The organism is Methylobacillus draconifructus (assembly GCF_045984355.1).
Lineage (GTDB): Bacteria > Pseudomonadota > Gammaproteobacteria > Burkholderiales > Methylophilaceae > Methylobacillus > Methylobacillus flagellatus_A.
The window spans coordinates 221,742-246,163 of sequence record NZ_JBJQII010000004.1 but is presented as its reverse complement, the minus strand read 5'-3'; the positions used below and the strand labels follow the sequence as shown (position 1 = coordinate 246,163).

The 24,422-nt window shown below is 54.4% G+C and carries 28 protein-coding genes and 1 tRNA gene; all 29 read right to left on the bottom strand.

The genetic code is table 11. From position 1 onward, the window contains the following. Positions 1-10: 10 nt before the first annotated feature. The gene (rpsN, locus tag ACJSDX_RS10130; protein WP_309564200.1) at positions 11-316 is read right to left on the bottom strand and encodes a 30S ribosomal protein S14; all 306 of its coding nucleotides are present in this window, start codon (positions 314-316) and stop codon (positions 11-13) included. 2 nt (positions 317-318) lie between these two features. Continuing rightward, positions 319-858, bottom strand: a complete 540-nt coding sequence (rplE, locus tag ACJSDX_RS10125) for a 50S ribosomal protein L5 (RefSeq protein ID WP_309564199.1) — start codon at positions 856-858, stop codon at positions 319-321. 9 nt (positions 859-867) lie between these two features. After that, positions 868-1,185, bottom strand: coding sequence for a 50S ribosomal protein L24 (rplX, locus tag ACJSDX_RS10120; protein WP_309564198.1), 318 nt, complete (start codon positions 1,183-1,185; stop codon positions 868-870). 11 nt (positions 1,186-1,196) lie between these two features. Next, positions 1,197-1,565: a 50S ribosomal protein L14 gene (gene rplN / locus ACJSDX_RS10115; RefSeq protein ID WP_011478657.1), complete on the bottom strand. Its 369-nt coding sequence runs from the start codon at positions 1,563-1,565 to the stop codon at positions 1,197-1,199. A 163-nt stretch (positions 1,566-1,728) separates the two neighbouring features. Further along, entirely contained in the window at positions 1,729-2,001 is a 273-nt protein-coding gene (rpsQ, locus tag ACJSDX_RS10110) for a 30S ribosomal protein S17 (protein WP_025872351.1), read from the bottom strand. A gap of 11 nt (positions 2,002-2,012) precedes the next feature. After that, complete coding sequence (rpmC, locus tag ACJSDX_RS10105; RefSeq protein WP_011478655.1) at positions 2,013-2,222, bottom strand: 50S ribosomal protein L29; 210 nt, start codon at positions 2,220-2,222, stop codon at positions 2,013-2,015. A 2-nt stretch (positions 2,223-2,224) separates the two neighbouring features. Further along, positions 2,225-2,641, bottom strand: coding sequence for a 50S ribosomal protein L16 (gene rplP / locus ACJSDX_RS10100; RefSeq protein WP_011478654.1), 417 nt, complete (start codon positions 2,639-2,641; stop codon positions 2,225-2,227). Continuing rightward, positions 2,625-3,335: a 30S ribosomal protein S3 gene (gene rpsC, locus ACJSDX_RS10095; RefSeq protein WP_407994577.1), complete on the bottom strand. Its 711-nt coding sequence runs from the start codon at positions 3,333-3,335 to the stop codon at positions 2,625-2,627. The genes rplP and rpsC overlap by 17 nt, the downstream gene beginning before the upstream one ends. 10 nt (positions 3,336-3,345) lie before the next feature. Beyond that, positions 3,346-3,675, bottom strand: a complete 330-nt coding sequence (gene rplV, locus ACJSDX_RS10090; protein WP_230343045.1) for a 50S ribosomal protein L22 — start codon at positions 3,673-3,675, stop codon at positions 3,346-3,348. A gap of 9 nt (positions 3,676-3,684) precedes the next feature. Next, positions 3,685-3,960, bottom strand: coding sequence for a 30S ribosomal protein S19 (rpsS, locus tag ACJSDX_RS10085; protein ID WP_407994576.1), 276 nt, complete (start codon positions 3,958-3,960; stop codon positions 3,685-3,687). A 5-nt stretch (positions 3,961-3,965) separates the two neighbouring features. Further along, positions 3,966-4,799 carry a 50S ribosomal protein L2 gene (gene rplB / locus ACJSDX_RS10080; RefSeq protein ID WP_407994575.1) on the bottom strand — a complete coding sequence of 278 codons (834 nt, stop codon included), beginning with the start codon at positions 4,797-4,799 and terminating at the stop codon, positions 3,966-3,968. A gap of 8 nt (positions 4,800-4,807) precedes the next feature. Further along, entirely contained in the window at positions 4,808-5,116 is a 309-nt protein-coding gene (rplW, locus tag ACJSDX_RS10075; protein WP_309564193.1) for a 50S ribosomal protein L23, read from the bottom strand. After that, positions 5,113-5,739 carry a 50S ribosomal protein L4 gene (gene rplD, locus ACJSDX_RS10070; protein WP_309564192.1) on the bottom strand — a complete coding sequence of 209 codons (627 nt, stop codon included), beginning with the start codon at positions 5,737-5,739 and terminating at the stop codon, positions 5,113-5,115. The genes rplW and rplD overlap by 4 nt, the downstream gene beginning before the upstream one ends. Beyond that, positions 5,739-6,383, bottom strand: a complete 645-nt coding sequence (rplC, locus tag ACJSDX_RS10065; RefSeq protein WP_407994574.1) for a 50S ribosomal protein L3 — start codon at positions 6,381-6,383, stop codon at positions 5,739-5,741. The genes rplD and rplC overlap by 1 nt, the downstream gene beginning before the upstream one ends. Before the next feature lie 98 nt (positions 6,384-6,481). Beyond that, positions 6,482-6,790, bottom strand: a complete 309-nt coding sequence (gene rpsJ / locus ACJSDX_RS10060; RefSeq protein WP_011478646.1) for a 30S ribosomal protein S10 — start codon at positions 6,788-6,790, stop codon at positions 6,482-6,484. Positions 6,791-6,869: 79 nt separating this feature from the next. Continuing rightward, positions 6,870-8,060, bottom strand: coding sequence for an elongation factor Tu (gene tuf / locus ACJSDX_RS10055; protein WP_407994567.1), 1,191 nt, complete (start codon positions 8,058-8,060; stop codon positions 6,870-6,872). Positions 8,061-8,084: 24 nt separating this feature from the next. Next, positions 8,085-10,175 (bottom strand): elongation factor G, encoded by a 2,091-nt coding sequence (fusA, locus tag ACJSDX_RS10050; RefSeq protein ID WP_407994573.1) that lies wholly within the window; start codon positions 10,173-10,175, stop codon positions 8,085-8,087. Positions 10,176-10,213: 38 nt separating this feature from the next. Then, positions 10,214-10,684, bottom strand: a complete 471-nt coding sequence (gene rpsG, locus ACJSDX_RS10045) for a 30S ribosomal protein S7 (RefSeq protein WP_309564189.1) — start codon at positions 10,682-10,684, stop codon at positions 10,214-10,216. Positions 10,685-10,720: 36 nt separating this feature from the next. Then, positions 10,721-11,098: a 30S ribosomal protein S12 gene (rpsL, locus tag ACJSDX_RS10040; protein WP_011478642.1), complete on the bottom strand. Its 378-nt coding sequence runs from the start codon at positions 11,096-11,098 to the stop codon at positions 10,721-10,723. 95 nt (positions 11,099-11,193) lie between these two features. Continuing rightward, positions 11,194-15,423: a DNA-directed RNA polymerase subunit beta' gene (gene rpoC, locus ACJSDX_RS10035; RefSeq protein ID WP_407994572.1), complete on the bottom strand. Its 4,230-nt coding sequence runs from the start codon at positions 15,421-15,423 to the stop codon at positions 11,194-11,196. A gap of 12 nt (positions 15,424-15,435) precedes the next feature. Next, positions 15,436-19,608, bottom strand: coding sequence for a DNA-directed RNA polymerase subunit beta (rpoB, locus tag ACJSDX_RS10030; RefSeq protein ID WP_407994571.1), 4,173 nt, complete (start codon positions 19,606-19,608; stop codon positions 15,436-15,438). Positions 19,609-19,730: 122 nt separating this feature from the next. After that, complete coding sequence (gene rplL, locus ACJSDX_RS10025) at positions 19,731-20,114, bottom strand: 50S ribosomal protein L7/L12 (protein ID WP_309564186.1); 384 nt, start codon at positions 20,112-20,114, stop codon at positions 19,731-19,733. 33 nt (positions 20,115-20,147) lie between these two features. After that, complete coding sequence (gene rplJ / locus ACJSDX_RS10020) at positions 20,148-20,672, bottom strand: 50S ribosomal protein L10 (protein WP_025873090.1); 525 nt, start codon at positions 20,670-20,672, stop codon at positions 20,148-20,150. A 237-nt stretch (positions 20,673-20,909) separates the two neighbouring features. Then, entirely contained in the window at positions 20,910-21,602 is a 693-nt protein-coding gene (gene rplA, locus ACJSDX_RS10015; RefSeq protein ID WP_407994570.1) for a 50S ribosomal protein L1, read from the bottom strand. Further along, positions 21,603-22,034 (bottom strand): 50S ribosomal protein L11, encoded by a 432-nt coding sequence (gene rplK, locus ACJSDX_RS10010; RefSeq protein ID WP_407994569.1) that lies wholly within the window; start codon positions 22,032-22,034, stop codon positions 21,603-21,605. Positions 22,035-22,183: 149 nt separating this feature from the next. Beyond that, positions 22,184-22,723 carry a transcription termination/antitermination protein NusG gene (nusG, locus tag ACJSDX_RS10005; protein ID WP_309565105.1) on the bottom strand — a complete coding sequence of 180 codons (540 nt, stop codon included), beginning with the start codon at positions 22,721-22,723 and terminating at the stop codon, positions 22,184-22,186. Then, positions 22,723-23,070, bottom strand: a complete 348-nt coding sequence (secE, locus tag ACJSDX_RS10000; protein WP_407994568.1) for a preprotein translocase subunit SecE — start codon at positions 23,068-23,070, stop codon at positions 22,723-22,725. The genes nusG and secE overlap by 1 nt, the downstream gene beginning before the upstream one ends. A 17-nt stretch (positions 23,071-23,087) precedes the next feature. Beyond that, positions 23,088-23,163 (bottom strand) — tRNA-Trp (locus ACJSDX_RS09995). 61 nt (positions 23,164-23,224) lie between these two features. After that, on the bottom strand, positions 23,225-24,415 hold the full coding sequence (tuf, locus tag ACJSDX_RS09990; RefSeq protein WP_407994567.1) for an elongation factor Tu: 1,191 nt from the start codon (positions 24,413-24,415) through the stop codon (positions 23,225-23,227). Between the last annotated feature and the right edge of the window lie 7 nt (positions 24,416-24,422).

The following is a 24,422-nucleotide window of genomic DNA, read 5'->3' as shown; positions in this document are numbered from 1 at the left end:
AATTCCTCCGTTACCAGCTAGCCTTGGTGACGCCTGGCACTTCGCCACGCATCATCAACTCGCGCAACTTGCTACGCGCAATGCCGAATTTACTAAACACACCACGTGGACGGCCAGTCAACGCGCAACGGTTACGCTGGCGGACAGGGCTGGAATTACGTGGCAGACTTTGCAACTTGTTGCGTGCGGCACGACGGTCTTCAGGAGATGCATTGGCATCATTGATGACCGCAACCAATTCAGCACGCTTGGCTGCATATTTTTTCACTGTGTCGCGACGCTTTTGCTCGCGCTCGATCATGCAGGTTTTTGCCATGATTAGTTCCTAAATGGGAAGCTGAATGCGGAGAGGAGCGCACGCGCCTCTTCATCAGTCTTTGCAGTGGTAGTGATGGTGATATTCAACCCGCGCAATGCATCGATCTTGTCGTATTCGATTTCCGGGAAAATGATCTGCTCACGCACACCCAGATTGTAATTGCCACGACCATCGAAGGATTTAGGGGAAATACCACGGAAGTCACGGATACGAGGAATAGCCACTGTGATCAGACGATCCAGGAATTCGTACATATGCTCACGACGCAGCGTCACCTTGCAACCTACAGGGTAGCCATCACGGATCTTGAAGCCAGCGATGGACTTCTTGGCCTTGGTCACTACAACCTTTTGACCTGCGATCTTTTCCAAGTCGGCCACGGCGTTTTCCATGACTTTCTTGTCAGCAACAGCCTCGCCGACACCCATGTTCAGGGTGATCTTTTCAATACGAGGCACTTCCATTACAGACTTGTAGTTAAACTGCTCAACCAGCTGCTTAACCACGGTGTCCTTATAAAAATCTTTTAAACGAGCCATGATCTACCCTTATGCGTCCACAACTTCGCCACTGGACTTGAATACGCGAACCTTGCGGCCATCATCCAATGTCTTGAAGCCAACGCGATCACCCTTCTGGGTGGCACGATTGAATAAAGCAACATTAGAGACGTCGACCGGCATCTCCTTGCTAATAATGCCGCCAGCCACACCACGCATGGGGTTGGGCTTGGCATGCTTCTTGACGACATTGATGCCTTCGACCAGAACCTGGCCTGTCGCCAACACGCGCAGCACTGTGCCGCGCTTGCCTTTGTCTTTACCTGTATTCAGGATGACTTCATCACCCTTGCGAATCTTACTCATCCAGCAACTCCTTATAGAACTTCGGGTGCCAGAGAAACGATCTTCATGAAACGCTCGCCACGCAGCTCACGTGTCACCGGCCCGAAAATACGGGTGCCAATCGGTTCCAGCTTGTTGTTCAATAATACTGCAGCGTTGCTATCGAACTTGACCAAGGAGCCGTCTGGACGACGAACACCCTTAGCGGTACGAACAACAACCGCGCTATAAACCTCGCCTTTTTTGACGCGACCACGTGGAGCAGCATCCTTCACGCTGACCTTGATGATGTCACCAATGCCTGCATAACGACGCTTAGAACCACCCAACACCTTGATGCACATAACAGAGCGTGCACCGGTGTTATCGGCAACATCCAGCCGAGACTGCATTTGAATCATGAGAATAATCTCCAACTTAATCCGTTAAACCAACACCAGCCGCTTGTCAAAAACGGCTGACAGCACCACGGTCAGTATTGGGGCGCCAGCTTGTTGGGCGCCAAAAGGTCCGACATTATATGTTGCCCTTCCAAGCAATTGCAAGTGGAAGGGCAAATTTTAATTACACAATACGTGCTTTTTCTACGATCTTGCTTACGCGCCAGGTCTTGGTCTTGGAAAGCGGACGGCTTTCCTCGATCACGACCAGGTCGCCTTCTTTGCACTCATTGTTTTCGTCGTGAGCATGGAACTTGTTGGAACGACGCACCACCTTGCCGATCAAAGGATGTTTCACCTTACGCTCGACCAGGACAGTCACTGTCTTGTCCATCTTGTCGCTTACTACACGGCCACTCAAAGTGCGAACTAGTTTTTCAGTTTGATTTTCGCTCATAATGACTCCGCTTAAGCTTGACTTGCATTAGCCGCTTTGGCTTTTTCAGCAAGCACAGAACGAACGCGAGCGATATCACGGCGCACTTTGCCTACTTGGTCAACTTTGTTCAACTGCTGAGTGGCAAGCTGCATGCGCAAGGAGAATTGCGCACGGCGCAATTCGATCAGCTCATTGTTCAACTCTTCAACAGTCTTGTTTCTCAATTCGGACGCTTTCATGACTAGCTCCCAATATGACGTGTAATGAAGGTAGTCTCGATTGGCAGCTTCGCAGCAGCCAGACGGAACGCTTCACGTGCCAGCTCTTCACTGACACCGTCCATTTCGTACAACATCTTTCCAGGCTGGATCTGGGCAATGTAGTACTCGGTACTACCCTTACCGTTACCCATACGCACTTCAGCAGGTTTCTTGGAAATCGGCTGATCTGGGAAGACGCGGATCCATACACGGCCGCCACGCTTGATATGACGGGTCATCACACGACGAGCCGCTTCAATCTGGCGTGCGGTCAGACGACCACGACCAATTGCCTTCAGACCGAACTCGCCAAAGCTTACCTTGTTACCGGTAGTTGCGATGCCCTTGTTACGGCCCTTCTGCATCTTACGGAATTTCTGTCTAGCTGGTTGCAGCATTTTTTGCCCCCGACTTTCTTACTTTCTTTTCTGGCTCAGCAGGTGCGGCTACCTGTTCAGCCTTATTGCCGAACACTTCGCCCTTGAATACCCATACCTTGATACCAATGATACCGTAGGTAGTCTTCGCTTCTGCCACACCGTAATCGATATCCGCACGCAATGTATGCAAAGGCACACGGCCTTCACGGTACCATTCGGTACGTGCAATTTCGATACCATTCAAACGCCCCGAACTCATAATCTTGATGCCTTGGGCACCCAGGCGCATCGCGTTCTGCATCGCACGCTTCATGGCGCGACGGAACATCACGCGCTTTTCAAGCTGCTGCGCAATGCTTTCAGCAATCAGGGTCGCATCAATTTCAGGCTTGCGGACTTCTTCGATGTTCAAGTGAACAGGAACACCCATCAAGCCTTGCAGGCCGGAACGCAAGGACTCGATGTCCTCGCCCTTCTTGCCGATCACGATGCCAGGACGTGCGCTGTAGATGGTGATCTTGGCGTTCTTGGCAGGACGCTCGATCACGATCTTGCTTACAGCAGCATGAGCGAGCTTCTTCTTCAGAAATTCGCGCACCTTGATGTCACTGTTCAGCATCGCAGGGAAATTATTACTATTGGAATACCAACGAGAAGACCAGTTCTTCTGGACGCTCAGACGGAAACCAAACGGATGAATTTTCTGACCCATAACGATTCCTTTAGTTACCAACGGTCACAGTAATGTGACAAGTTGGTTTGATAATCCGTCCAGCGCGACCCTTGGCACGAGCACGAATACGCTTCAATACCAGACCCTTGTCGACATAAATCGAAGTCACCCTCAACTCATCGATATCTGCGCCTTCATTGTGCTCTGCATTGGCAATGGCAGACTCAACCACCTTCTTGATGATTTCAGCACCTTTCTTAGGCGTGAAATTCAGGATATTGAGTGCATTGTCAACTTTCTTGCCGCGGACCAAGTCAGCAACCAAGCGAGCCTTTTGTGGGGACAGATGAACACCTCTTAATACTGCAGATACTTCCATCGTCTTCTCCTACCTCTTGGCCTTCTTGTCGGCAGCATGACCCTTAAACGTACGGGTCAGCGCAAATTCGCCGAGCTTGTGACCTACCATGTTTTCAGAAATCAACACCGGCACATGCTGCCTGCCGTTGTGAACCGCAATGGTCAAACCAATGAAATCAGGCAGGATGGTAGAACGACGGGACCAAGTCTTGATTGGCTTCCTGTCGCGTGTGGCTGCAGCAGCCTCTACTTTCTTAGCCAGATGGCCATCAACAAATGGCCCTTTCTTAATTGAACGTGCCATATTGATTACCTCTTATTCGCAGGACGACGGCTGACGCGCATGTTATCCGTACGCTTGTTGCTACGTGTACGATAACCCTTGGTTGGCAGACCCCATGGGCTGACAGGATTCATACCAGCAGCAGTCTTACCTTCACCACCACCGTGCGGGTGATCGACAGGGTTCATGACCACACCGCGAACGGTAGGACGAACACCACGCCAGCGCACAGCACCAGCCTTACCGATAGAACGCAGTGAATGCTCTTCATTGCCTACTTCGCCGATGGTCGCCTTGCAGTCAACGTGAACGCGACGAACTTCGCCGGAGCGCAGACGCAATTGAGCGTAGCTGCCCTCACGCGCCAGCAACTGCACGGAAGTGCCGGCAGAACGCGCAACTTGCGCACCCTTGCCAGGCTGCAACTCAATGCAATGGATCGTGCTACCAACAGGAATATTGCGCAAAGGCAATGCATTACCTGCACGAATAGGCGCATCAGAACCACTCACCAATTGCGCACCAGCGGAAACACCGCGAGGAGCAATGATGTAGCGGCGCTCGCCATCCGCATATACCAGCAGCGCCAAGTGAGCACTACGGTTTGGATCATATTCCAGACGCTCGACCTTGGCGGGAATACCATCCTTGTTACGACGGAAGTCAACAATACGGTAATGCTGCTTGTGACCGCCACCTTGATGGCGCGTCGTGATATGACCGTTGTTGTTGCGACCAGCTTTCTTGCTCTGCTTCTCCAGCAGCGGCGCATAGGGCTTACCCTTGTGCAGCTCAGGTGTCACCACCTTGACTACGGCGCGCCGGCCTGGGGAAGTAGGCTTGACTTTAATCAGTGCCATGATTTCTCCTATTCGCCCGCTGCGAAGTTAATTTCCTGACCTGGCTTCAGGCTAACATAAGCCTTTTTCCAGTCCTTGCGGCGGCCGAATGTACGACCAGCACGCTTTACCTTGCCACCCACGTTGACAACCGTCACGGCATCAACCTCCACCTTGAACACCAATTCAACCGCAGCCTTGATTTCTGGCTTGGTTGCATCAGTACGCACGCGGAAAGCGATTTGCTGATGCTTGTCAGCAACACGGGTAGCCTTTTCTGTGATTTGCGGTGCAAGAATGACTTGCAGCAAACGTTCTTGAGTACTCAATGCGCTCATGCCAGGATCTCCTCAAGCTTCTTAACAGCACCTGTAGTAGCCAGGACTTGTGGGAAGCGTACCAAGCTCACAGGATCAACATATTGCGCCTCGAGCACCAGAACGTGCGGCAGGTTGCGAGCGGACAAATACAAGTTCTCATCAAACTTGTCCACCAACACCAGCAAGCCTTCGTTGTAGCCAAGACCCTTGATCTTCTCAACCAATTGCTTGGTCTTTGGCGTATCGACCGCAAACTCCTCAACCGCACTCAGGCGATCTTGACGCACCAGCTCGGACAAGATGGAACGCACACCGGCACGATAGGCCTTGCGGTTGATCTTGTGGCTGAAATTTTCGTCAGGAGTGTTGGGGAATGCACGACCACCTCCACGCCAGATAGTGCTGGAGCTCATACCGGAACGAGCACGGCCGGTTCCCTTCTGATTCCACGGCTTCTTGGTAGTATGGCTAACTTCCGCACGAGTCAATTGGGCGCGAGTCGCAGTACGTGCATTTGCCTGATAGGCAACGACAACCTGGTGCACCAACGCCTCATTGAATTCACGACCAAAGGTCGTTTCAGAAACGGCCAAACCAGCCTTAGCCGGCTTGCCATTCTTATCGATTAACTTGATTTCCATTATGCCTTCACCTTCACACTAGGGCGCACGACAACATCGCCGCCTTTAGAGCCAGGAACCGCACCCTTGATCAACAACAGGTTACGCTCAGCATCCACACGCACAATCTCAAGATTCTGTACGGTGGTCTTTACAGCGCCCAGGTGACCAGGCATGCGCTTACCAGGGAAAACACGGCCAGGATCCTGCGCCATACCGATAGAGCCGGGCACATTATGGGACCTGGAGTTACCATGGGAAGCACGATTGGAACTAAAATTGTGACGCTTGATAGCACCCGCAAAACCCTTACCAAGGGAAGTGCCGGTAACATCAACCAACTGGCCAGCCTGGAACAGCTCGACAGTGATCTGACCGCCTACATTGTAGTTAGCCAATACGTCATCAGAAACAGGGAATTCCTTGATACCAGCACCAGCAGAAACGCCGGCCTTGGCATAATGACCGGTCAATGCCTTACCGATGCGGCTGGCACGACGCTCACCGTAAGCAACTTGGAGGCTGGTATAGCCGTCGCTCGCAGCAGTCTTGATCTGTGTCACACGGTTAGGTACGACTTCCAGCACTGTTACCGGAACGCTTTCGCCTTCATCGGTAAAAATGCGGGTCATGCCCACCTTGCGACCAATAAGCCCTAAGCTCATGATCGATTCCTTATAATAATTAAAAAGGCCGATTACAATTGACCGACCCGGGTACGCGAAAGGGTCGGATTATATCCGACCCACTTCAAAAACACAAGTTACAGCTTAATTTCCACATCAACACCCGCTGGAAGATCCAGCTTCATCAATGCATCCACTGTCTTGTCAGTAGGATCAACAATGTCCATCAAGCGCTGATGAGTACGGATTTCGAACTGATCGCGAGATGTCTTATTGACGTGAGGAGAACGCAGAATATCAAAACGCTCAATACGAGTCGGCAAAGGCACAGGACCCTTGACTACTGCGCCAGTACGCTTGGCCGTTTCAACGATCTCAAGTGCGGACTGATCAATCAGACGATAATCAAACGCCTTGAGGCGGATACGGATTTTTTGAGCTGCCATGTTATTTCCTTAAAGAGCGATATTTCTAAAGAGCGAAAAGGCCGCAGGCATCAAATGCTTGCGGCCCAACCAGAATGACTTACTCTACGATCTTAGCCACAACACCCGCACCGACGGTACGGCCGCCTTCACGAATCGCGAAGCGCAGACCTTCTTCCATCGCGATCGGCGCGATCAGGGAGACGGTGATGGAGACGTTGTCGCCCGGCATGACCATTTCGGTACCCGCTGGCAGTTCTACTGCGCCGGTCACGTCGGTGGTGCGGAAGTAGAATTGTGGACGGTAGCCGTTGAAGAATGGGGTATGGCGGCCGCCTTCGTCCTTGCCCAGTACGTAGATTTCGGCAGTGAATTTGGTGTGCGGTTTGATGGAGCCTACCTTGGAGAGCACTTGGCCGCGCTCGACTTCTTCACGCTTGGTACCACGCAGCAGTACGCCGACGTTGTCGCCCGCTTGACCTTGGTCGAGCAGTTTGCGGAACATTTCGACACCGGTACAGGTGGTCTTGAGGGTTGGCTTGAGGCCGACGATTTCGATTTCGTCGCCGACCTTGACGATGCCACGTTCTACACGGCCGGTCACGACGGTACCACGACCGGAGATGGAGAATACGTCTTCTACTGGCATGAGGAAGGTGCCGTCAACTGCACGTTCCGGTGTCGGGATGTAGCTGTCCAGGGCTTCTGCCAGACGGAAGATGGCAGGTTCGCCGATGTCGGATTGGTCGCCTTCGAGGGCGAGCTTGGCGGAGCCCTTGACGATAGGGGTGTCGTCTCCAGGGAATTCGTACTTGGAGAGGAGTTCGCGCACTTCCATTTCAACGAGTTCGAGCAGTTCTGCGTCGTCGACCATGTCGGCCTTGTTCAGGAAGACGATGATGTAGGGTACGCCAACTTGACGGGCGAGCAGGATGTGTTCGCGGGTTTGTGGCATTGGGCCGTCAGCAGCGGAGACGACGAGGATGGCGCCGTCCATTTGGGCTGCGCCGGTAATCATGTTCTTGACGTAGTCGGCGTGGCCTGGGCAGTCAACGTGAGCGTAGTGACGAGTCTCTGTTTCGTATTCTACGTGGGAGGTGTTGATGGTGATGCCGCGAGCCTTTTCTTCCGGCGCGTTGTCGATCTGGGAGTAGTCTTTGGCTTCGCCACCAAATTTCTTGGTCAATACGGTGGTGATCGCAGCTGTCAGTGTGGTCTTGCCGTGGTCAACGTGTCCAATCGTTCCTACGTTTACGTGCGGCTTCGTCCGCTCAAATTTACCTTTTGCCATTTCCGTTTCCTTTAATAATAGTGCTTATTTCTTGTTAATGATGGCTTCTGCCACATTTCTTGGCGCCTCAGCATAGTGCTTGAATTCCATGCTGTAGCTTGCACGGCCTTGCGACAGCGAGCGCACCACAGTGGAGTAGCCGAACATTTCAGCCAAAGGCACCTCGGCACGAATCACCTTGCCGCCAGCGTTATCTTCCATCCCCTGGATCATGCCGCGACGTGAGGACAAGTCACCCATCACATCCCCCATGTACTCCTCAGGCGTTTCAACTTCAACTGCCATCATCGGCTCAAGCAGAATTGGATCCGCCTTGCGCATACCATCCTTGAACGCGATGGAAGCGGCCATCTTGAAGGCGTTTTCATTGGAGTCGACATCATGGTACGAACCGTCAAACAGGGTCACCTTGACATCGACAACCGGGAAACCGGCCAGGATACCCGCAGGAATAGTTTCCTTCAGACCCTTGTCGACCGCGGGAATGAATTCGCGAGGTACGGTACCGCCCTTGATGGCATCCACGAACTCATAACCCTTGCCGGCTTCGTTGGGCTCCATCTTGATCCATACGTGCCCGTATTGACCCTTGCCGCCGGACTGCTTGACGAACTTGCCTTCCACCTCGACAGCCTTCTTGATCGCCTCACGATAAGCCACCTGAGGAGCACCGACATTGGCTTCGACGTTGAATTCACGACGCATACGGTCAACCAGGATTTCCAGGTGCAACTCACCCATACCGGAAATGATGGTCTGGTTGGTTTCTTCATCAGTACGCACGCGGAAGGAAGGATCTTCCTGCGCCAGGCGGTTCAGGGCAATCCCCATCTTCTCCTGGTCAGCCTTGGTCTTGGGCTCAACAGCCACGTGAATCACGGGCTCAGGGAACACCATGCGCTCCAGGATGATCACATTATCGGGATCGCACAGGGTGTCGCCAGTCGTCGCTTCTTTCAGGCCTACGGCAGCGGCGATATCACCTGCGCGCACTTCTTTGATTTCCTCGCGCTGGTTGGCATGCATCTGCAAGATACGGCCCAGGCGTTCTTTCTTGCCCTTGACCGAGTTGTAAACGGTATCGCCGGAATTCACCACGCCGGAGTAGACACGGAAGAAGATCAGCTGACCAACAAACGGATCGGTCATGATCTTAAACGCAAGCGCAGAGAACTTCTCGGCGTCATCCGCCTTGCGCTCAGCCTGGGTACCATTCTCCAGCTCACCCACCACAGGCGGGATGTCTACAGGTGACGGCAGGAAGTCGATCACCGCATCCAGCATGCGCTGAACACCCTTGTTCTTGAACGCAGTACCGCACAGCATAGGCTGGATTTCATTCGCAATCGTACGATCACGTAAACCCTGGATGATTTCCTCTTCGCTCAGCTCGCCGCTTTCGAGATACTTGTTCATCAGGTCTTCGCTGGCTTCGGCAGCCGCTTCGATCATGTTCTCGCGCCACTTGTTGCAAGTCTCGACCAGGTCGGCAGGAATATCCTGATACTCGAACTTGGTACCTTGGCTGGCCTCATCCCAAATAATGGCCTTCATCTTCAAGAGGTCAACCACACCCTTGAAGGTATCTTCCGCGCCGATTGGCACAACGACAGGCACAGGATTGGCCTTCAGGCGAGTTTTCAACTGATCGTAAACTTTGAAGAAGTTCGCGCCGGTACGGTCCATCTTGTTGATGAACGCCAGACGAGGCACCTTGTACTTATTGGCTTGACGCCAAACAGTTTCGGACTGGGGCTGAACACCACCCACCGCACAGTACACCATGCAAGCGCCATCCAGAACACGCATGGAACGCTCGACTTCGATCGTGAAGTCGACGTGCCCAGGGGTGTCAATAATATTGATGCGGTGCTCAGGATAGTTGCCAGCCATACCTTTCCAGAAGGCAGTGGTAGCTGCGGAAGTAATGGTAATGCCGCGCTCTTGCTCCTGCTCCATCCAGTCCATGGTGGCTGCGCCGTCATGCACCTCACCGATCTTGTGGTTCACACCGGTATAAAAAAGAATACGCTCGGTTGTCGTTGTCTTACCAGCGTCGATATGCGCGCTGATACCAATGTTACGGTAGCGATTAATAGGGGTTTTACGAGCCACAGCGATTACCTTTTACTTGCTTAATTTAGTTAAATGGCTTAGAAACGGAAATGCGAGAATGCCTTGTTGGCTTCCGCCATCCGATGCACTTCTTCACGCTTCTTGATAGCGGCACCACGACCTTCAGAGGCTTCGATCAACTCAGCAGCCAAACGCAGACCCATGGATTTCTCGCCACGCTTGCGGGCAGCATCACGCAACCAGCGCATTGCCAGCGCATTGCGACGTGCAGGACGAACTTCGACAGGCACCTGGTAGTTTGCACCGCCAACGCGGCGGCTCTTCACTTCCACTACAGGACGCAAATTACCGATCGCCAAGGTAAACACTTCCAGCGCTTCCTTGCCACTTTTTTGTGTGATCTGGTCAAATGCACCGTACAAAATACGTTCTGCAACCGACTTCTTGCCGCCGGTCATCAGCACATTAACGAATTTTGAAACTTCCTGGCTACCGAACTTAGGATCAGGCAGGATGTTACGCTTGGGAACTTCTCTACGTCTTGGCATGGCTTTCTCGATTCCTTAAACTTTTGACCGCTGTAATTAAGCAGCCTTAGGGCGCTTAGCACCGTACTTGGAGCGGGCCTGCTTACGGTCTTTAACACCAGCAGTATCCAGGCTGCCACGCACCATGTGGTAACGCACACCTGGCAAGTCCTTTACACGACCGCCGCGCAACAGAACAACAGAGTGCTCTTGCAGGTTGTGGCCTTCACCGCCGATATAGCTAATTACTTCATAGCCATTGGTCAGGCGCACCTTGGCAACCTTACGCAAAGCGGAGTTAGGTTTCTTAGGGGTTGTGGTGTAAACACGAGTACATACACCACGCTTCTGTGGGCAGCTCTCAAGCGCTGGCACCTTGCTCTTGGCAACTACTTTTTGGCGCGGCTTGCGCACTAATTGATTGATGGTTGGCATAACCTTTAGCCTTTATATTTTAACCGCTAAAAATTACGGGATGGCGAAACGCCATCCCGGAAAACTTAGCATTTTATTTAGCGTTCAATGCGTTGTCAAGCAACCTCAGGATTTCCAGAGGTTTCTTCGACCTGCACATCTCCCGCATCTTCAATGATGGCAGGTGCTGAATCTACACCTGCAACATTACGTTTACGTGTTTCATGATAGGCAAGACCGGTTCCGGCAGGAATCAATCGGCCCACGATGACGTTCTCCTTCAGGCCACGCAACTCGTCGCGCTTGCCCAGGATCGCGGCTTCAGTCAGGACGCGAGTGGTTTCCTGGAACGACGCTGCGGAGATGAAGGAATCCGTAGACAGCGACGCCTTGGTAATGCCCAGCAATACATACTCGAAGCTGGCTGGACGTCCATCTTCCGCCAATACACGCTCGTTCTCTGTCAGCACATCGGCACGCTCGACCTGCTCGCCCAAGATGAAGCTGGTATCGCCTGCATCGGTGATGCGTACGCGACGCAGCATCTGGCGCACGATCACTTCAATGTGTTTGTCGTTGATCTTCACGCCTTGCAGACGGTAAACGTCCTGCACTTCGTCAATGATGTAGCGCGCCAGGGCTTCTCGGCCTTGCAGCCTCAAGATATCCTGAGGATCAGCCGGGCCGTCGACGATGCTTTCGCCCTTGGTCACTACTTGGCCGTCGTGCGCTGTCACGTGCTTGTCCTTAGGAATCAGGAACTCGTTGGAAACGCCGTCGAGGTCGGTAATCACCAGACGCTGCTTGCCCTTGGTATCCTTACCGAAGGAAATCGTACCAGTCACCTCGGCCAGCAAACCGGCATCCTTTGGCGAACGCGCTTCGAACAACTCAGCCACGCGCGGTAGACCACCGGTAATGTCACGGGTCTTGGAAGACTCCTGCGGAATACGCGCCAGCACTTCGCCGACACCGACTTCCTGACCATCCTTCACGGTAATGATGCAACCGAGCTGGAAGGTCACGCTCACTGGCGCCTCACCACCGGCGACCTTGACTTCGGCGCCATTGGCATCAAGCAGCTTCACTTGCGGGCGCAGGCCCTTGGATTGACCGGCACGCTGCTTAGGATCAATCACCACCAAGGAAGACAAGCCAGTGACTTCATCCACTTGCTTGGCGACTGTCACGCCCTCTTCGACGTTCTCGAACTTCACGCGGCCTGCGTATTCGGTAATGATCGGGCGGGTATGCGGATCCCAGGTCGCCAATGCTTGGCCGGCCTTGACCTGCTTGCCATCAGTGATCTGCAGGGTCGCGCCGTAAGGCACCTTGTGACGCTCGCGCTCACGGCCGTTCTCATCCTGGATGATCGCTTCACCGTTACGGGAAATCACCACCTGCTCGTTACGTGCATTGGTTACATAACGCATGGTGGATGTGAAATGCACGATACCATTGGACTTGCTCTCGACCTGGCTGACGGAAGCTGCACGCGATACCGCACCACCAATGTGGAAAGTACGCATGGTCAATTGGGTGCCAGGCTCACCGATGGATTGCGCCGCGATCACGCCGACAGCCTCACCCATGTTGATGAGCTTGCCACGACCCAAGTCGCGGCCATAGCATTTAGCGCAAATACCGTAGCGAGTATCGCAAGTCAGCGCAGTACGCACCTTGACTTCATCAATACCCAAGGCATCGATATGCTCGACCTCATCTTCGGTGAGCAATGTGCCTGCCGGATAAACCACTTCCTGTGTTTCAGGATTCAGCACATCCAGCGCAGCAACACGGCCAAGGATACGATCATGCAACGGCTCGACCACTTCACCACCCTTGACTAACGCCTTGGTGTACAGGCCTTCTGTCGTACCGCAATCATGCTCGGTCACTACCAGGTCTTGGGTCACGTCGACCAGACGGCGGGTCAGGTAGCCCGAATTCGCAGTCTTCAACGCCGTATCGGCCAGACCCTTACGTGCACCGTGTGTTGAGATGAAGTATTGCAACACGTTCAGACCATCGCGGAAGTTCGCGGTAATCGGGGTTTCAATAATAGAACCGTCCGGCTTCGCCATCAGTCCGCGCATACCGGCCAACTGACGCACCTGGGCTGCAGAGCCGCGGGCGCCGGAGTCGGCCATCATGTAAATCGCGTTGAAGGACTCCTGCTTGATCGCCTTGCCGTCTGCATCCTTGGCCACTTCGCCGTCGGCGTCGTAAACAGTTTCTTCGCGCAACTGCTTCATCATGGCGTCGGCAACCTTGTCACCGGCGCGGCCCCAGATATCGACCACTTTGTTGTAACGCTCGCCCTGGGTCACCAAACCAGAAACATACTGGTCTTCGATTTCCTTGACTTCGGCTTCGGCAGAAGCAATCAGTTGCTCCTTCTCAGGCGGTACCAGCATATCGTTGATGCTGATGGAGATACCAGCGCGGGTTGCGTAGGTATAACCTGTGTACATGAGCTTATCGGCGAAGATCACGGTCTCGCGGATGCCAACACGGCGGAAGCTCGCATTGATCAGCCTGGAAATTTCCTTTTTCTTCAATGCCTTGTCAATCACGCTGAATGGCAGGCCTGCTGGCAGAATTTCTGACAGCAATGCACGGCCAACAGTGGTTTCATAGCGAGTAATCTTCTCGCGCTTCTGACCATCAAGCTCCACATCGTATTCACGCAACCGAACTGTGATACGGGCATGCAAATCGACGAGGCCGCTGTCATATGCGCGCTGCACTTCTGCAATATTGGCAAAACGCATGCCTTCACCGCGCGCGGCCTTCTTCTCGCGCGTCATGTAGTACAGACCCAAGACGATATCCTGGGAAGGCACGATGATCGGCTCGCCGTTGGCGGGAGACAATACGTTATTGGATGCCAGCATCAGGGTGCGGGCTTCCATCTGGGCTTCCAGACTCAATGGCACGTGCACCGCCATCTGGTCGCCGTCGAAGTCGGCGTTGAACGCAGCACACACCAATGGATGCAACTGGATCGCCTTGCCTTCGACCAAGGTCGGCTCGAACGCCTGGATACCGAGACGGTGCAATGTAGGCGCACGGTTCAGCAATACCGGATGCTCGCGGATCACGTCTTCGAGGATATCCCAGACTTCTGGTCCTTCCTCTTCCACCTTCTTCTTGGCAGCCTTGATGGTCGTGGCTAGGCCCAACACTTCCAGCTTGTGGAAAATGAACGGCTTGAACAGTTCCAGCGCCATCTTCTTCGGCAGGCCGCACTGGTGCAGCTTGAGCTGAGGACCGACCACGATCACGGAACGGCCGGAGTAGTCGACGCGCTTACCCAACAGGTTCTGACGGAAACGGCCGCCCTTGCCCTTGATCATGTCTGCCAAGGACTTCAACGGACGCTTGTTGGCGCCGGTCATGACCTTGCCGCGACGACCATTATCCAACAGCGAGTCTACCGCTTCCTGCAGCATGCGCTTTTCGTTGCGCACGATGATTTCAGGCGCCTTCAGTTCCAGCAGTCGCTTCAGGCGGTTGTTGCGGTTGATGACGCGGCGATAGAGGTCGTTCAGGTCGGAAGTCGCGAAGCGGCCACCGTCCAACGGCACCAATGGGCGCAGTTCAGGGGGCAGCACAGGCAGCACTTCCAGGATCATCCATTCCGGCTTGATGCCGGACTTCTGGAATGCTTCCAGCACCTTCAGGCGCTTGGCGATCTTCTTGATCTTGGCTTCGGAACCGGTTTCGCCGAGTTCGCGGCGCAGCTTCTCGATTTCGGTATGGATATCCATGGTGCGCAACAGCTCACGGACGGCCTCCGCGCCCATCACGGCGTTGAATTCGTCGCCGTGCTCCTCCACCTTGGCCAAGTAGTCGTCTTCAGTCAGCAACTGGCCACGGGTGAGCGGCGTCATGCCTGGATCGATGACGATGTATGCCTCGAAATAGAGCACGCGCTCGATATCGCGCAAGGCGATGTCCAGCACCATGCCCAGACGGCTGGGCAGGGACTTCAGGAACCAGATGTGGGCGACCGGACTGGCCAGCTCGATGTGCGCCATGCGTTCGCGACGCACCTTGGAAAGCGTCACTTCAACGCCGCACTTCTCGCAGATGACGCCGCGGTGCTTGAGGCGCTTGTACTTGCCGCACAAGCACTCGTAGTCCTTGATCGGGCCAAAGATCTTGGCGCAGAACAGGCCATCCCGCTCCGGTTTGAAGGTGCGGTAGTTGATGGTCTCGGGCTTCTTGACCTCGCCGTAGGACCAGGAGCGAATCTTTTCAGGAGAAGCCAGCGCGATCTTGATCGCGTCAAACTCTTCTTCCTGAGTGACCTGCTTGAATAAATCTAATAGAGCTTTCACGCGCGTTTCTCCTTAGTTGCGGTCAAGATCAATATCGATTGCGAGCGAGCGGATTTCCTTCACCAACACATTGAAGGACTCTGGCATGCCAGCGTCAATCTTGTGCTCACCCTTGACAATGTTTTCGTATACCTTGGTACGGCCGGACACATCGTCAGACTTCACAGTCAGCATTTCCTGCAAGGTATAGGATGCACCGTAGGCTTCCAACGCCCAGACTTCCATCTCACCGAAACGCTGGCCGCCGAACTGCGCCTTACCGCCCAATGGCTGCTGGGTAACCAGCGAGTAAGGACCGGTAGAACGAGCGTGCATCTTGTCATCGACCAAGTGGTGCAGCTTGAGCACGTGCATGTAGCCCACAGTGACCGGACGCTCGAAAGCATCGCCAGTACGGCCGTCGAACAAGGTCACCTGGGTCTTGCCGGAAGCGAACTGCAATTGCTGCGTACGCGGATCTTCATCGGGGAACGCCAGATCCAGCATAGCCTTGATGTCAGCCTCGGTCGCGCCATCGAACACAGGGGTTGCAAACGGCACACCGTTCTTGAGGTTTCTTGCCAGATCGATGATTTCGTCATCGCTCAGGGCAGCGATATCCTCAGGCTTACCGTTGCTCTTGTTGTATATCTGCTCGAAGAAGCTGCGTAGCTCGGCAGTCTTGGCTTGCGCCTGCAACATGTTGCCGATACGGATACCAAGCCCCTTGGCGGCCCAGCCCAAATGCACTTCGAGAATCTGGCCGATGTTCATCCGCGATGGAACGCCCAACGGATTCAGCACGATGTCCATCGGCGTACCGTCGGCCATGTGCGGCATATCCTCGATCGGCACGATCTTGGAAACCACACCCTTGTTACCGTGGCGGCCCGCCATCTTGTCTCCGGGCTGGATACGGCGCTTGACGGCCAGGTAGACCTTGACCATCTTCTGCACGCCTGGAGGCAGTTCATCGCCCTGGGTCAGCTTGCGCTTCTTCTCTTCGAACTTGCTGTCGAACTCGATACGCGCCTGGGACAGGCTGTCACGCAGCTGTTCAAGCTGTCGTGCGGCATCTTCATCGCTCAGGCGGATGTCGAACCAGTCATAGCGCGCCAACCCTTCCAGGTATTCTGCAGTGACGGCTTCGCCCTTCTTGAGCTTTTGCGGACCGCCGGTCGCGACCTTGCCTTCGATCAGGCGGCGGATTCGGCCGAACGCATCGTCTTCCACGATACGCATCTGGTCGGCCAGGTCCTGCTTGTAGTCGGCCAACTGGTCGTCAATGATCTGCTGTGCCCGCGCATCGCGCTCGATGCCTTCGCGCGTGAAGACTTGCACGTCGATCACGGTGCCGGACATGCCGGACGGCACGCGCAGCGAAGTATCCTTCACATCGGACGCCTTCTCGCCGAAAATTGCACGCAGCAGTTTTTCTTCCGGCGTCAGCTGGGTTTCGCCCTTGGGCGTTACCTTGCCGACCAGCACGTCACCCGCTTCGACTTCAGCGCCGATATAAATGATACCGGACTCATCCAGGCGGCCCAGCATGCGCTCGGACAGGTTGGAGATGTCGCGCGTGATTTCTTCCGCGCCCAGCTTGGTGTCGCGAGCGACAACGGACAGCTCTTCGATATGGATGGAGGTATAGCGGTCATCAGCCACTACACGCTCGGAAATCAAGATCGAGTCCTCGAAGTTGTAACCGTTCCATGGCATGAAGGCGACCAGCATGTTCTGGCCCAGCGCCAACTCGCCCATATCGGTGGAAGCGCCGTCGGCAATCACGTCGCCGCGTGCCAGCACGTCGCCGACATTGACCAAGGGACGCTGGTTAATGTTGGTGTTCTGGTTGGAACGTGTGTACTTGATCAGGTTGTAGATATCCACACCGACTTCGCCAGCGGCTGCTTCTTCGTCGTGCACGCGCACCACGATACGGCTGGAATCGACATAATCGACCACGCCACCGCGGCGGGCTGTAACGACAGTACCGGAGTCAACGGCAACAGTACGTTCGATGCCAGTACCGACCACGGCCTTCTCGGCGCGCAGACACGGCACGGCCTGACGCTGCATGTTGGCGCCCATCAAGGCGCGGTTCGCATCGTCATGCTCCAGGAACGGGATCAGCGATGCCGCAACGGATACGATCTGGCCCGGGGCTACATCCATGTATTGCACGCGGTCCGGCTGCGCCATGGTGAATTCGTTATGGTAACGCGCAGAGACCAGGTCTTCCTTGAACTTGCCGGCCTTGTCCAGTTCGGAGTTGGCCTGTGCGATCATGTACTGGCTTTCCTCGATCGCGGACAAATAATCAATCTGGTCTGACACCTTGTTGTCCGCTACGCGGCGGTATGGCGTTTCCAGGAAACCGTACTGGTTGGTGCGGGAATACAGCGCCAAGGAGTTGATCAGACCGATGTTCGGACCTTCAGGCGTTTCAATCGGACAGACGCGGCCATAGTGCGTGGAATGCACGTCACGCACTTCGAAGCCCGCGCGTTCGCGAGTCAAGCCGCCTGGGCCCAAGGCGGAGACACGACGCTTGTGCGTGATCTCGGACAACGGGTTGGTTTGGTCCATGAACTGCGACAGTTGCGAAGAACCGAAGAATTCACGAATTGCGCTCGACACTGGCTTCGCATTGATCAGGTCGTGCGGCATCAGGTTGTCGGACTCAGCTTGCGACAAACGCTCCTTCACGGCGCGCTCGACACGTACCAGGCCTGCACGGAACTGGTTCTCGGCCAGCTCGCCCACGGAACGGATACGACGGTTGCCCAAATGGTCAATATCGTCGATTTCGCCACGGCCATTACGCAATTCAATCAATACCGCAATCACAGCCAGGATATCGTCGTTAGACAGTGTGCCAGCGCCTTCGGCGCCTTGCGGGCCAACCTTCTCGTAGAAGCGACGCAACCATGCTGCGGTACGCTCTTCAATCTTCTCAGGGAAAGCACGGCGATTGAACTTCATGCGGCCTACGGAAGACAAGTCATAACGGTCTGCGTTGAAGAACAAGCCTTCAAACAACGCCTGTACTGCTTCCTCGGTCGGCGGCTCGCCAGGACGCATCATGCGGTAGATGGCAACACGCGCGCTGTACTCATCCGGGATTTCATCAATACGCAATGTTTGCGAGATATAGTCGCCATGATCGAGATCATTTGCGTACAAAGTGCTGATCTTGCTAACTTCCGCTTCGCGCAGCTTGTCCAGCAAGGATTCCGTCACTTCGTCATTGGCATTGGCAACCACTTCGCCAGTGGACTTGTCCACGATGCCGGCAGCCAGCGAGCGGCCCAGCAGGAACTCTTCAGGTACAGTGATCTTGCTGATGCCAGCCTTTTCCATGTCGCGGATGTGCTTGACGGTGATGCGCTTGTCCTTGGCAACGATGACCTTGCCATCCTTGTCCAGGATGTCGAACTTGGCTACTTCGCCGCGCAGGCGCTCCGGCACCAGCTCGAACTGCACGCCCTTCTTGGCGATATGGAAGGTGTCAAAATCGTAGAATGTTTCCAGAATTTGCTCTGGCGTGAAGCCGAGCGCTTTCAGGAGAATGGTCACCGGCATCTTGCGACGGCGGTCGACACGGAAATACAAATAATCCTTGGGGTCGAACTCGAAGTCGAGCCATGAGCCACGGTAAGGGATGATACGTGCGGAGAACAACAGCTTGCCCGAGCTGTGGGTCTTGCCGCGGTCATGTTCGAAGAACACGCCGGGGCTGCGGTGCAATTGCGAAACGATGACACGCTCGGTGCCATTGATCACAAAAGACCCGTTTTCTGTCATGAGTGGCAATTCACCCATGTAGACTTCCTGCTCCTTCACCTCCTTGACGGTAGGTTTGGAAGCCTCTTTATCCATAATGGTCAAGCGGACCTTGACGCGCAAAGGAGCAGCATAAGTCAAACCACGCTGCTGACATTCCTTGACATCGAACGGCTCCTGGCCGAGGTTATAACTGACAAAGTCCAGTCGCGCATTGCCGGAATGGCTGACAATAGGAAAAACCGAACTGAATGCTGCTTGAAGGCCTGTGTCTGTACGCTTGTCGGCATGGACTTCAGCTTGCAAAAATGCAGCGTAAGACTCCAATTGCATGGCGAGCAGGTAAGGAACCTCCTGCACGCTTTCACGCTTGGCGAAACTTTTACGCAGACGTTTCTTTTCGGTAAAGGAATAGCTCATAGCATCTCCTGAGGATAGAGGGCAGAAGACAGCAGCCCGACGGGACTGCTGTCTTCTAACTTCTTAAAATGGTGAAGGCTGACAGTCTCCTGTCAGCCCATACACCATGATTTACAGCGGTATTACTTGATTTCAGCCTTAGCGCCAGCTTCTTCCAGTTTCTTAGCAGCAGCTTCAGCATCAGCCTTGGAAACGCCTTCCTTGATTGCCTTAGGAGCAGCGTCAACCAGGTCCTTGGCTTCCTTCAGACCCAGGGAAGTCAGTTCGCGAACAGCCTTGATCACGTTCACCTTGTTGTCGCCAGCAGAAGCCAGGATAACATCGAACTCAGTCTTTTCTGCAGCGGCCGCGCCAGCATCGCCACCAGCTGCAGGAGCAGCTACTGCAACAGCAGCTGCAGCTGCGGATACGCCAAACTTTTCTTCCAGATCCTTGATCAGCTCGGACAGTTCGAGAACTGTCAGGGAAGCGATAGCGTCAAGAATTTCTGCTTTAGATAATGCCATTTTGTTAATACTCCTGATAAATATTGATATTGATTAGGCTGCTTGCTTTTGGTCGCGCACTGCAGCAAGACCGCGTGCAAATTTCGTAGGCACTTCATTGAGCGTGCGTACGAACTGTGCAACAGGCGCCTGCATCGTGCCAAGCAACTTGGCCAGCAACTCTTCGCGGCTTGGCAGGGTAGCCAGGGCTTGCACACCCTTGGCATCCAGGACCTTGCCTGGCAAAGCGCCAGCCTTGATGACGAACTTGTCGTTGGCTTTGGCAAAATTGTTCAGAACCTTTGCCGCGGCAACTGGATCGGTGGAAATACCGAATACCAGCGGGCCTACCATGTCGTTCGCCAACCCAGAAAACTGTGTGCCGTCAACAGCGCGACGTACCAGGGTGTTCTTGAGAACACGCAGGTATACACCGGATTTTCTGGCTTCAGCACGCAACTTGGTCATGTCGCCCACTTCAATGCCACGATACTCAGCAAGAACAATTGCCTGGGCCTGCGCGACTTGCTCGCTAACCTCAGCAACTACTGCCTTTTTCTGCTCAAGATTAAGACTCAAGGTCTTCTCCTTCCGTTAATTAAGCATTTGCAGTCTCCTGCAAACACCTTCCCACGGCGACCTTTCATCAGGAATAAAAATCCTGTTCCGGGTAACGCCATCTGCGTAGGACTTGGCTAGAGTTCTGCCACCATTAAGCCCGCCTGGGCTCCTACGGTCTTTGACAACCCCATGGCTTGCGCCACGGGCCCAAAGTTCTTTGCGGCGCCGACTTACTTCAAGACGGCGCCTGATTCATTAAGCCAGGTTGGACTGGTCTACGCGCACACCGGCACCCATGGTGCTGGAAACGGAAACCTTCTTCAGGTAAACACCCTTAGACGAAGCCGGCTTGGCTTTGTTCAACGCATCCACAAGCGCAGCCAGGTTTTCCTTCAGCGCATCAACGCCAAAAGAAGCACGGCCGATGGTGCAATGTACGATGCCGCCCTTGTCGGTACGGTATTGCACTTGGCCAGCCTTGGCATTCTTCACTGCAGTGGTCACGTCAGGAGTCACGGTGCCGACCTTGGGGTTAGGCATCAGGCCGCGAGGACCAAGCACTTGACCCAGGGTACCGACGATACGCATTGCATCCGGCGTTGCAATCGCAACGTCAAAGTCCAGCATGCCGCCCTTGACTTGCTCAGCCAGGTCTTCGAAACCAACGATGTCGGCACCAGCAGCCTTGGCTGCCTCGGCAGCAGCGCCCTGTGCGAATACGGCGATACGCTTGGTCTTGCCTGTACCATGCGGCAACACCAATGCGCCGCGCACCAACTGGTCTGACTTACGCGCGTCGATACCGAGATTGATCACGGCATCCACGGACTCATCAAACTTGGCAGTTGCAGTTTCCTTGACCAGAGCCAGGGCCTCAACAACGGGATATACCTTGTTACGATCAACCTTGGCGCGCAAGGCCTCGATACGCTTAGAAACGTTAGCCATTTACACACCCTCCACTTCGATACCCATACTGCGTGCGCTACCTTCGATAGTACGCACTGCCGCATCCAGATCGGCCGCCGTCAAATCAGGAGCCTTGGTCTTGGCGATCTCTTCCGCTTGTGCGCGGGTGATCTTGCCGACCTTGTCTGTGTGAGGACGCGGGGAACCCTTGTCGATCTTGGCCGCCTTCTTGATCAGGATGGTTGCAGGAGGCGTCTTCATTACGAAGGTGAAGCTCTTGTCTGCAAACGCAGTGATCACGACCGGAATCGGCAGGCCTGGTTCCAGGCTTTGAGTTGCTGCATTGAACGCCTTGCAGAACTCCATGATATTCAGGCCACGTTGACCCAATGCAGGACCAACAGGGGGACTTGGGTTGGCTTTACCTGCAGGAATCTGCAACTTGATATAGCCGATAACTTTCTTTGCCATCTTAAACTCCTAATTTGGGTCATAGCGCTTGCTTGAACAAGCTCCCCAGTCATTAGATATGTGATGCACCAGCATCACGCTAAGCACTCCAAAACGCCGGAGTGCAAAAAGCCGCGCCTTGCCACAGGGCAAGACACAGCTCAATACTATTAAACCTCTTTTTCCACCTGGCTGAAATCCAGCTCCACAGGTGTAGCACGACCGAAGATCACCACCGACACGCGCAGCTTGCTCTTTTCATAGTTGATATCTTCAACACTGCCAGAGAAGTCCTTGAACGGACCGTCAATCACGCGCACAGACTCACCCTTATCGAATGTGAGCTTCTGCGTCGGATTGCTCTTGCTTTCATCCATGCGCTGCAGGATGATTTCAACTTCCTTGTCCTTGATCGGGGTCGGCTTCTGCGCAGTACCGCCGATAAATGCCGTCACGCGGGGCGTACTCTTCACCAAATGCCAGCTTTCATCGCTCATCTGCATCTGAACCAGAACATAGCCCGGATACAATTTCCGCTCGGTAATGCTCTTGACGCCGTTCTTCATCTCGACGACTTCTTCGACGGGCACCAAGATATCGCCAAACAAATCACCGATATCAGAACGCGCAATGCGCTCTTCCAGCCCTTTCTTGACCGACTTCTCGAACCCGGAGAAGGCTTGTACGGCATACCACCGCATATTACTCATTACGCGCCCCTCCCCATCAACTGCTTCACAGCCCACATGAAGCCAATATCAACTATCCAGAGGAAAATGGCCATTACAATCACCAGCCCGAACACTGCAGCGGTGGTTTGTATCGTTTCCTTGCGGGTAGGCCAGACAACCTTGCGGGTTTCAACTACCGCTTCGCGCGCAAATGCAAACGCATTCTGCCCGGTAGGCGTCGTTTTCAGCACGAGCAGTGCAACAATAATCCCTGCCAAAAAGGCCAGAATACGCACTACCAGCGCCTGATCAGCCAGCAAATAAAAGCCGGCAACCCCAGCAGCAACCAGCAGCAGGGATATCACCAGCTTAATCTTTTCGGTCATATTTTGCACTTAATTAATGGCAGGCCAGGAGGGCCTCGAACCCCCAACCCTCGGTTTTGGAGACCGATACTCTGCCAATTGAGCTACTGGCCTGTAAAGCTTCACCAACACAATGGCCGCACATCTGTTTAAGGATGCACGGCCTAACGGGATATTACTCTACGATCTTAGCCACAACACCCGCACCGACGGTACGGCCGCCTTCACGAATCGCGAAGCGCAGACCTTCTTCCATCGCGATCGGCGCGATCAGGGAGACGGTGATGGAGACGTTGTCGCCCGGCATGACCATTTCGGTACCCGCTGGCAGTTCTACTGCGCCGGTCACGTCGGTGGTGCGGAAGTAGAATTGTGGACGGTAGCCGTTGAAGAATGGGGTATGGCGGCCGCCTTCGTCCTTGCCCAGTACGTAGATTTCGGCAGTGAATTTGGTGTGCGGTTTGATGGAGCCTACCTTGGAGAGCACTTGGCCGCGCTCGACTTCTTCACGCTTGGTACCACGCAGCAGTACGCCGACGTTGTCGCCCGCTTGACCTTGGTCGAGCAGTTTGCGGAACATTTCGACACCGGTACAGGTGGTCTTGAGGGTTGGCTTGAGGCCGACGATTTCGATTTCGTCGCCGACCTTGACGATGCCACGTTCTACACGGCCGGTCACGACGGTACCACGACCGGAGATGGAGAATACGTCTTCTACTGGCATGAGGAAGGTGCCGTCAACTGCACGTTCCGGTGTCGGGATGTAGCTGTCCAGGGCTTCTGCCAGACGGAAGATGGCAGGTTCGCCGATGTCGGATTGGTCGCCTTCGAGGGCGAGCTTGGCGGAGCCCTTGACGATAGGGGTGTCGTCTCCAGGGAATTCGTACTTGGAGAGGAGTTCGCGCACTTCCATTTCAACGAGTTCGAGCAGTTCTGCGTCGTCGACCATGTCGGCCTTGTTCAGGAAGACGATGATGTAGGGTACGCCAACTTGACGGGCGAGCAGGATGTGTTCGCGGGTTTGTGGCATTGGGCCGTCAGCAGCGGAGACGACGAGGATGGCGCCGTCCATTTGGGCTGCGCCGGTAATCATGTTCTTGACGTAGTCGGCGTGGCCTGGGCAGTCAACGTGAGCGTAGTGACGAGTCTCTGTTTCGTATTCTACGTGGGAGGTGTTGATGGTGATGCCGCGAGCCTTTTCTTCCGGCGCGTTGTCGATCTGGGAGTAGTCTTTGGCTTCGCCACCAAATTTCTTGGTCAATACGGTGGTGATCGCAGCTGTCAGTGTGGTCTTGCCGTGGTCAACGTGTCCAATCGTTCCTACGTTTACGTGCGGCTTCGTCCGCTCAAATTTACCTTTTGCCATTTCCGTT

Excerpts from the sequence above, each read along its gene's own strand:
- rpsN (WP_309564200.1), bottom strand. The coding sequence starts at position 316 with ATGGCAAAAACCTGCATGATCGAGCGCGAGCAAAAGCGTCGCGACACA.
- rplE (WP_309564199.1), bottom strand. The coding sequence starts at position 858 with ATGGCTCGTTTAAAAGATTTTTATAAGGACACCGTGGTTAAGCAGCTG.
- rplX (WP_309564198.1), bottom strand. The coding sequence starts at position 1,185 with ATGAGTAAGATTCGCAAGGGTGATGAAGTCATCCTGAATACAGGTAAA.
- rplN (WP_011478657.1), bottom strand. The coding sequence starts at position 1,565 with ATGATTCAAATGCAGTCTCGGCTGGATGTTGCCGATAACACCGGTGCA.
- rpsQ (WP_025872351.1), bottom strand. The coding sequence starts at position 2,001 with ATGAGCGAAAATCAAACTGAAAAACTAGTTCGCACTTTGAGTGGCCGT.
- rpmC (WP_011478655.1), bottom strand. The coding sequence starts at position 2,222 with ATGAAAGCGTCCGAATTGAGAAACAAGACTGTTGAAGAGTTGAACAAT.
- rplP (WP_011478654.1), bottom strand. The coding sequence starts at position 2,641 with ATGCTGCAACCAGCTAGACAGAAATTCCGTAAGATGCAGAAGGGCCGT.
- rpsC (WP_407994577.1), bottom strand. The coding sequence starts at position 3,335 with ATGGGTCAGAAAATTCATCCGTTTGGTTTCCGTCTGAGCGTCCAGAAG.
- rplV (WP_230343045.1), bottom strand. The coding sequence starts at position 3,675 with ATGGAAGTATCTGCAGTATTAAGAGGTGTTCATCTGTCCCCACAAAAG.
- rpsS (WP_407994576.1), bottom strand. The coding sequence starts at position 3,960 with ATGGCACGTTCAATTAAGAAAGGGCCATTTGTTGATGGCCATCTGGCT.
- rplB (WP_407994575.1), bottom strand. The coding sequence starts at position 4,799 with ATGGCACTGATTAAAGTCAAGCCTACTTCCCCAGGCCGGCGCGCCGTA.
- rplW (WP_309564193.1), bottom strand. The coding sequence starts at position 5,116 with ATGAGCGCATTGAGTACTCAAGAACGTTTGCTGCAAGTCATTCTTGCA.
- rplD (WP_309564192.1), bottom strand. The coding sequence starts at position 5,739 with ATGGAAATCAAGTTAATCGATAAGAATGGCAAGCCGGCTAAGGCTGGT.
- rplC (WP_407994574.1), bottom strand. The coding sequence starts at position 6,383 with ATGAGCTTAGGGCTTATTGGTCGCAAGGTGGGCATGACCCGCATTTTT.
- rpsJ (WP_011478646.1), bottom strand. The coding sequence starts at position 6,790 with ATGGCAGCTCAAAAAATCCGTATCCGCCTCAAGGCGTTTGATTATCGT.
- tuf (WP_407994567.1), bottom strand. The coding sequence starts at position 8,060 with ATGGCAAAAGGTAAATTTGAGCGGACGAAGCCGCACGTAAACGTAGGA.
- rpsG (WP_309564189.1), bottom strand. The coding sequence starts at position 10,684 with ATGCCAAGACGTAGAGAAGTTCCCAAGCGTAACATCCTGCCTGATCCT.
- rpsL (WP_011478642.1), bottom strand. The coding sequence starts at position 11,098 with ATGCCAACCATCAATCAATTAGTGCGCAAGCCGCGCCAAAAAGTAGTT.
- rpoB (WP_407994571.1), bottom strand. The coding sequence starts at position 19,608 with ATGAGCTATTCCTTTACCGAAAAGAAACGTCTGCGTAAAAGTTTCGCC.
- rplL (WP_309564186.1), bottom strand. The coding sequence starts at position 20,114 with ATGGCATTATCTAAAGCAGAAATTCTTGACGCTATCGCTTCCCTGACA.
- rplA (WP_407994570.1), bottom strand. The coding sequence starts at position 21,602 with ATGGCTAACGTTTCTAAGCGTATCGAGGCCTTGCGCGCCAAGGTTGAT.
- rplK (WP_407994569.1), bottom strand. The coding sequence starts at position 22,034 with ATGGCAAAGAAAGTTATCGGCTATATCAAGTTGCAGATTCCTGCAGGT.
- nusG (WP_309565105.1), bottom strand. The coding sequence starts at position 22,723 with ATGAGTAATATGCGGTGGTATGCCGTACAAGCCTTCTCCGGGTTCGAG.
- secE (WP_407994568.1), bottom strand. The coding sequence starts at position 23,070 with ATGACCGAAAAGATTAAGCTGGTGATATCCCTGCTGCTGGTTGCTGCT.
- tuf (WP_407994567.1), bottom strand. The coding sequence starts at position 24,415 with ATGGCAAAAGGTAAATTTGAGCGGACGAAGCCGCACGTAAACGTAGGA.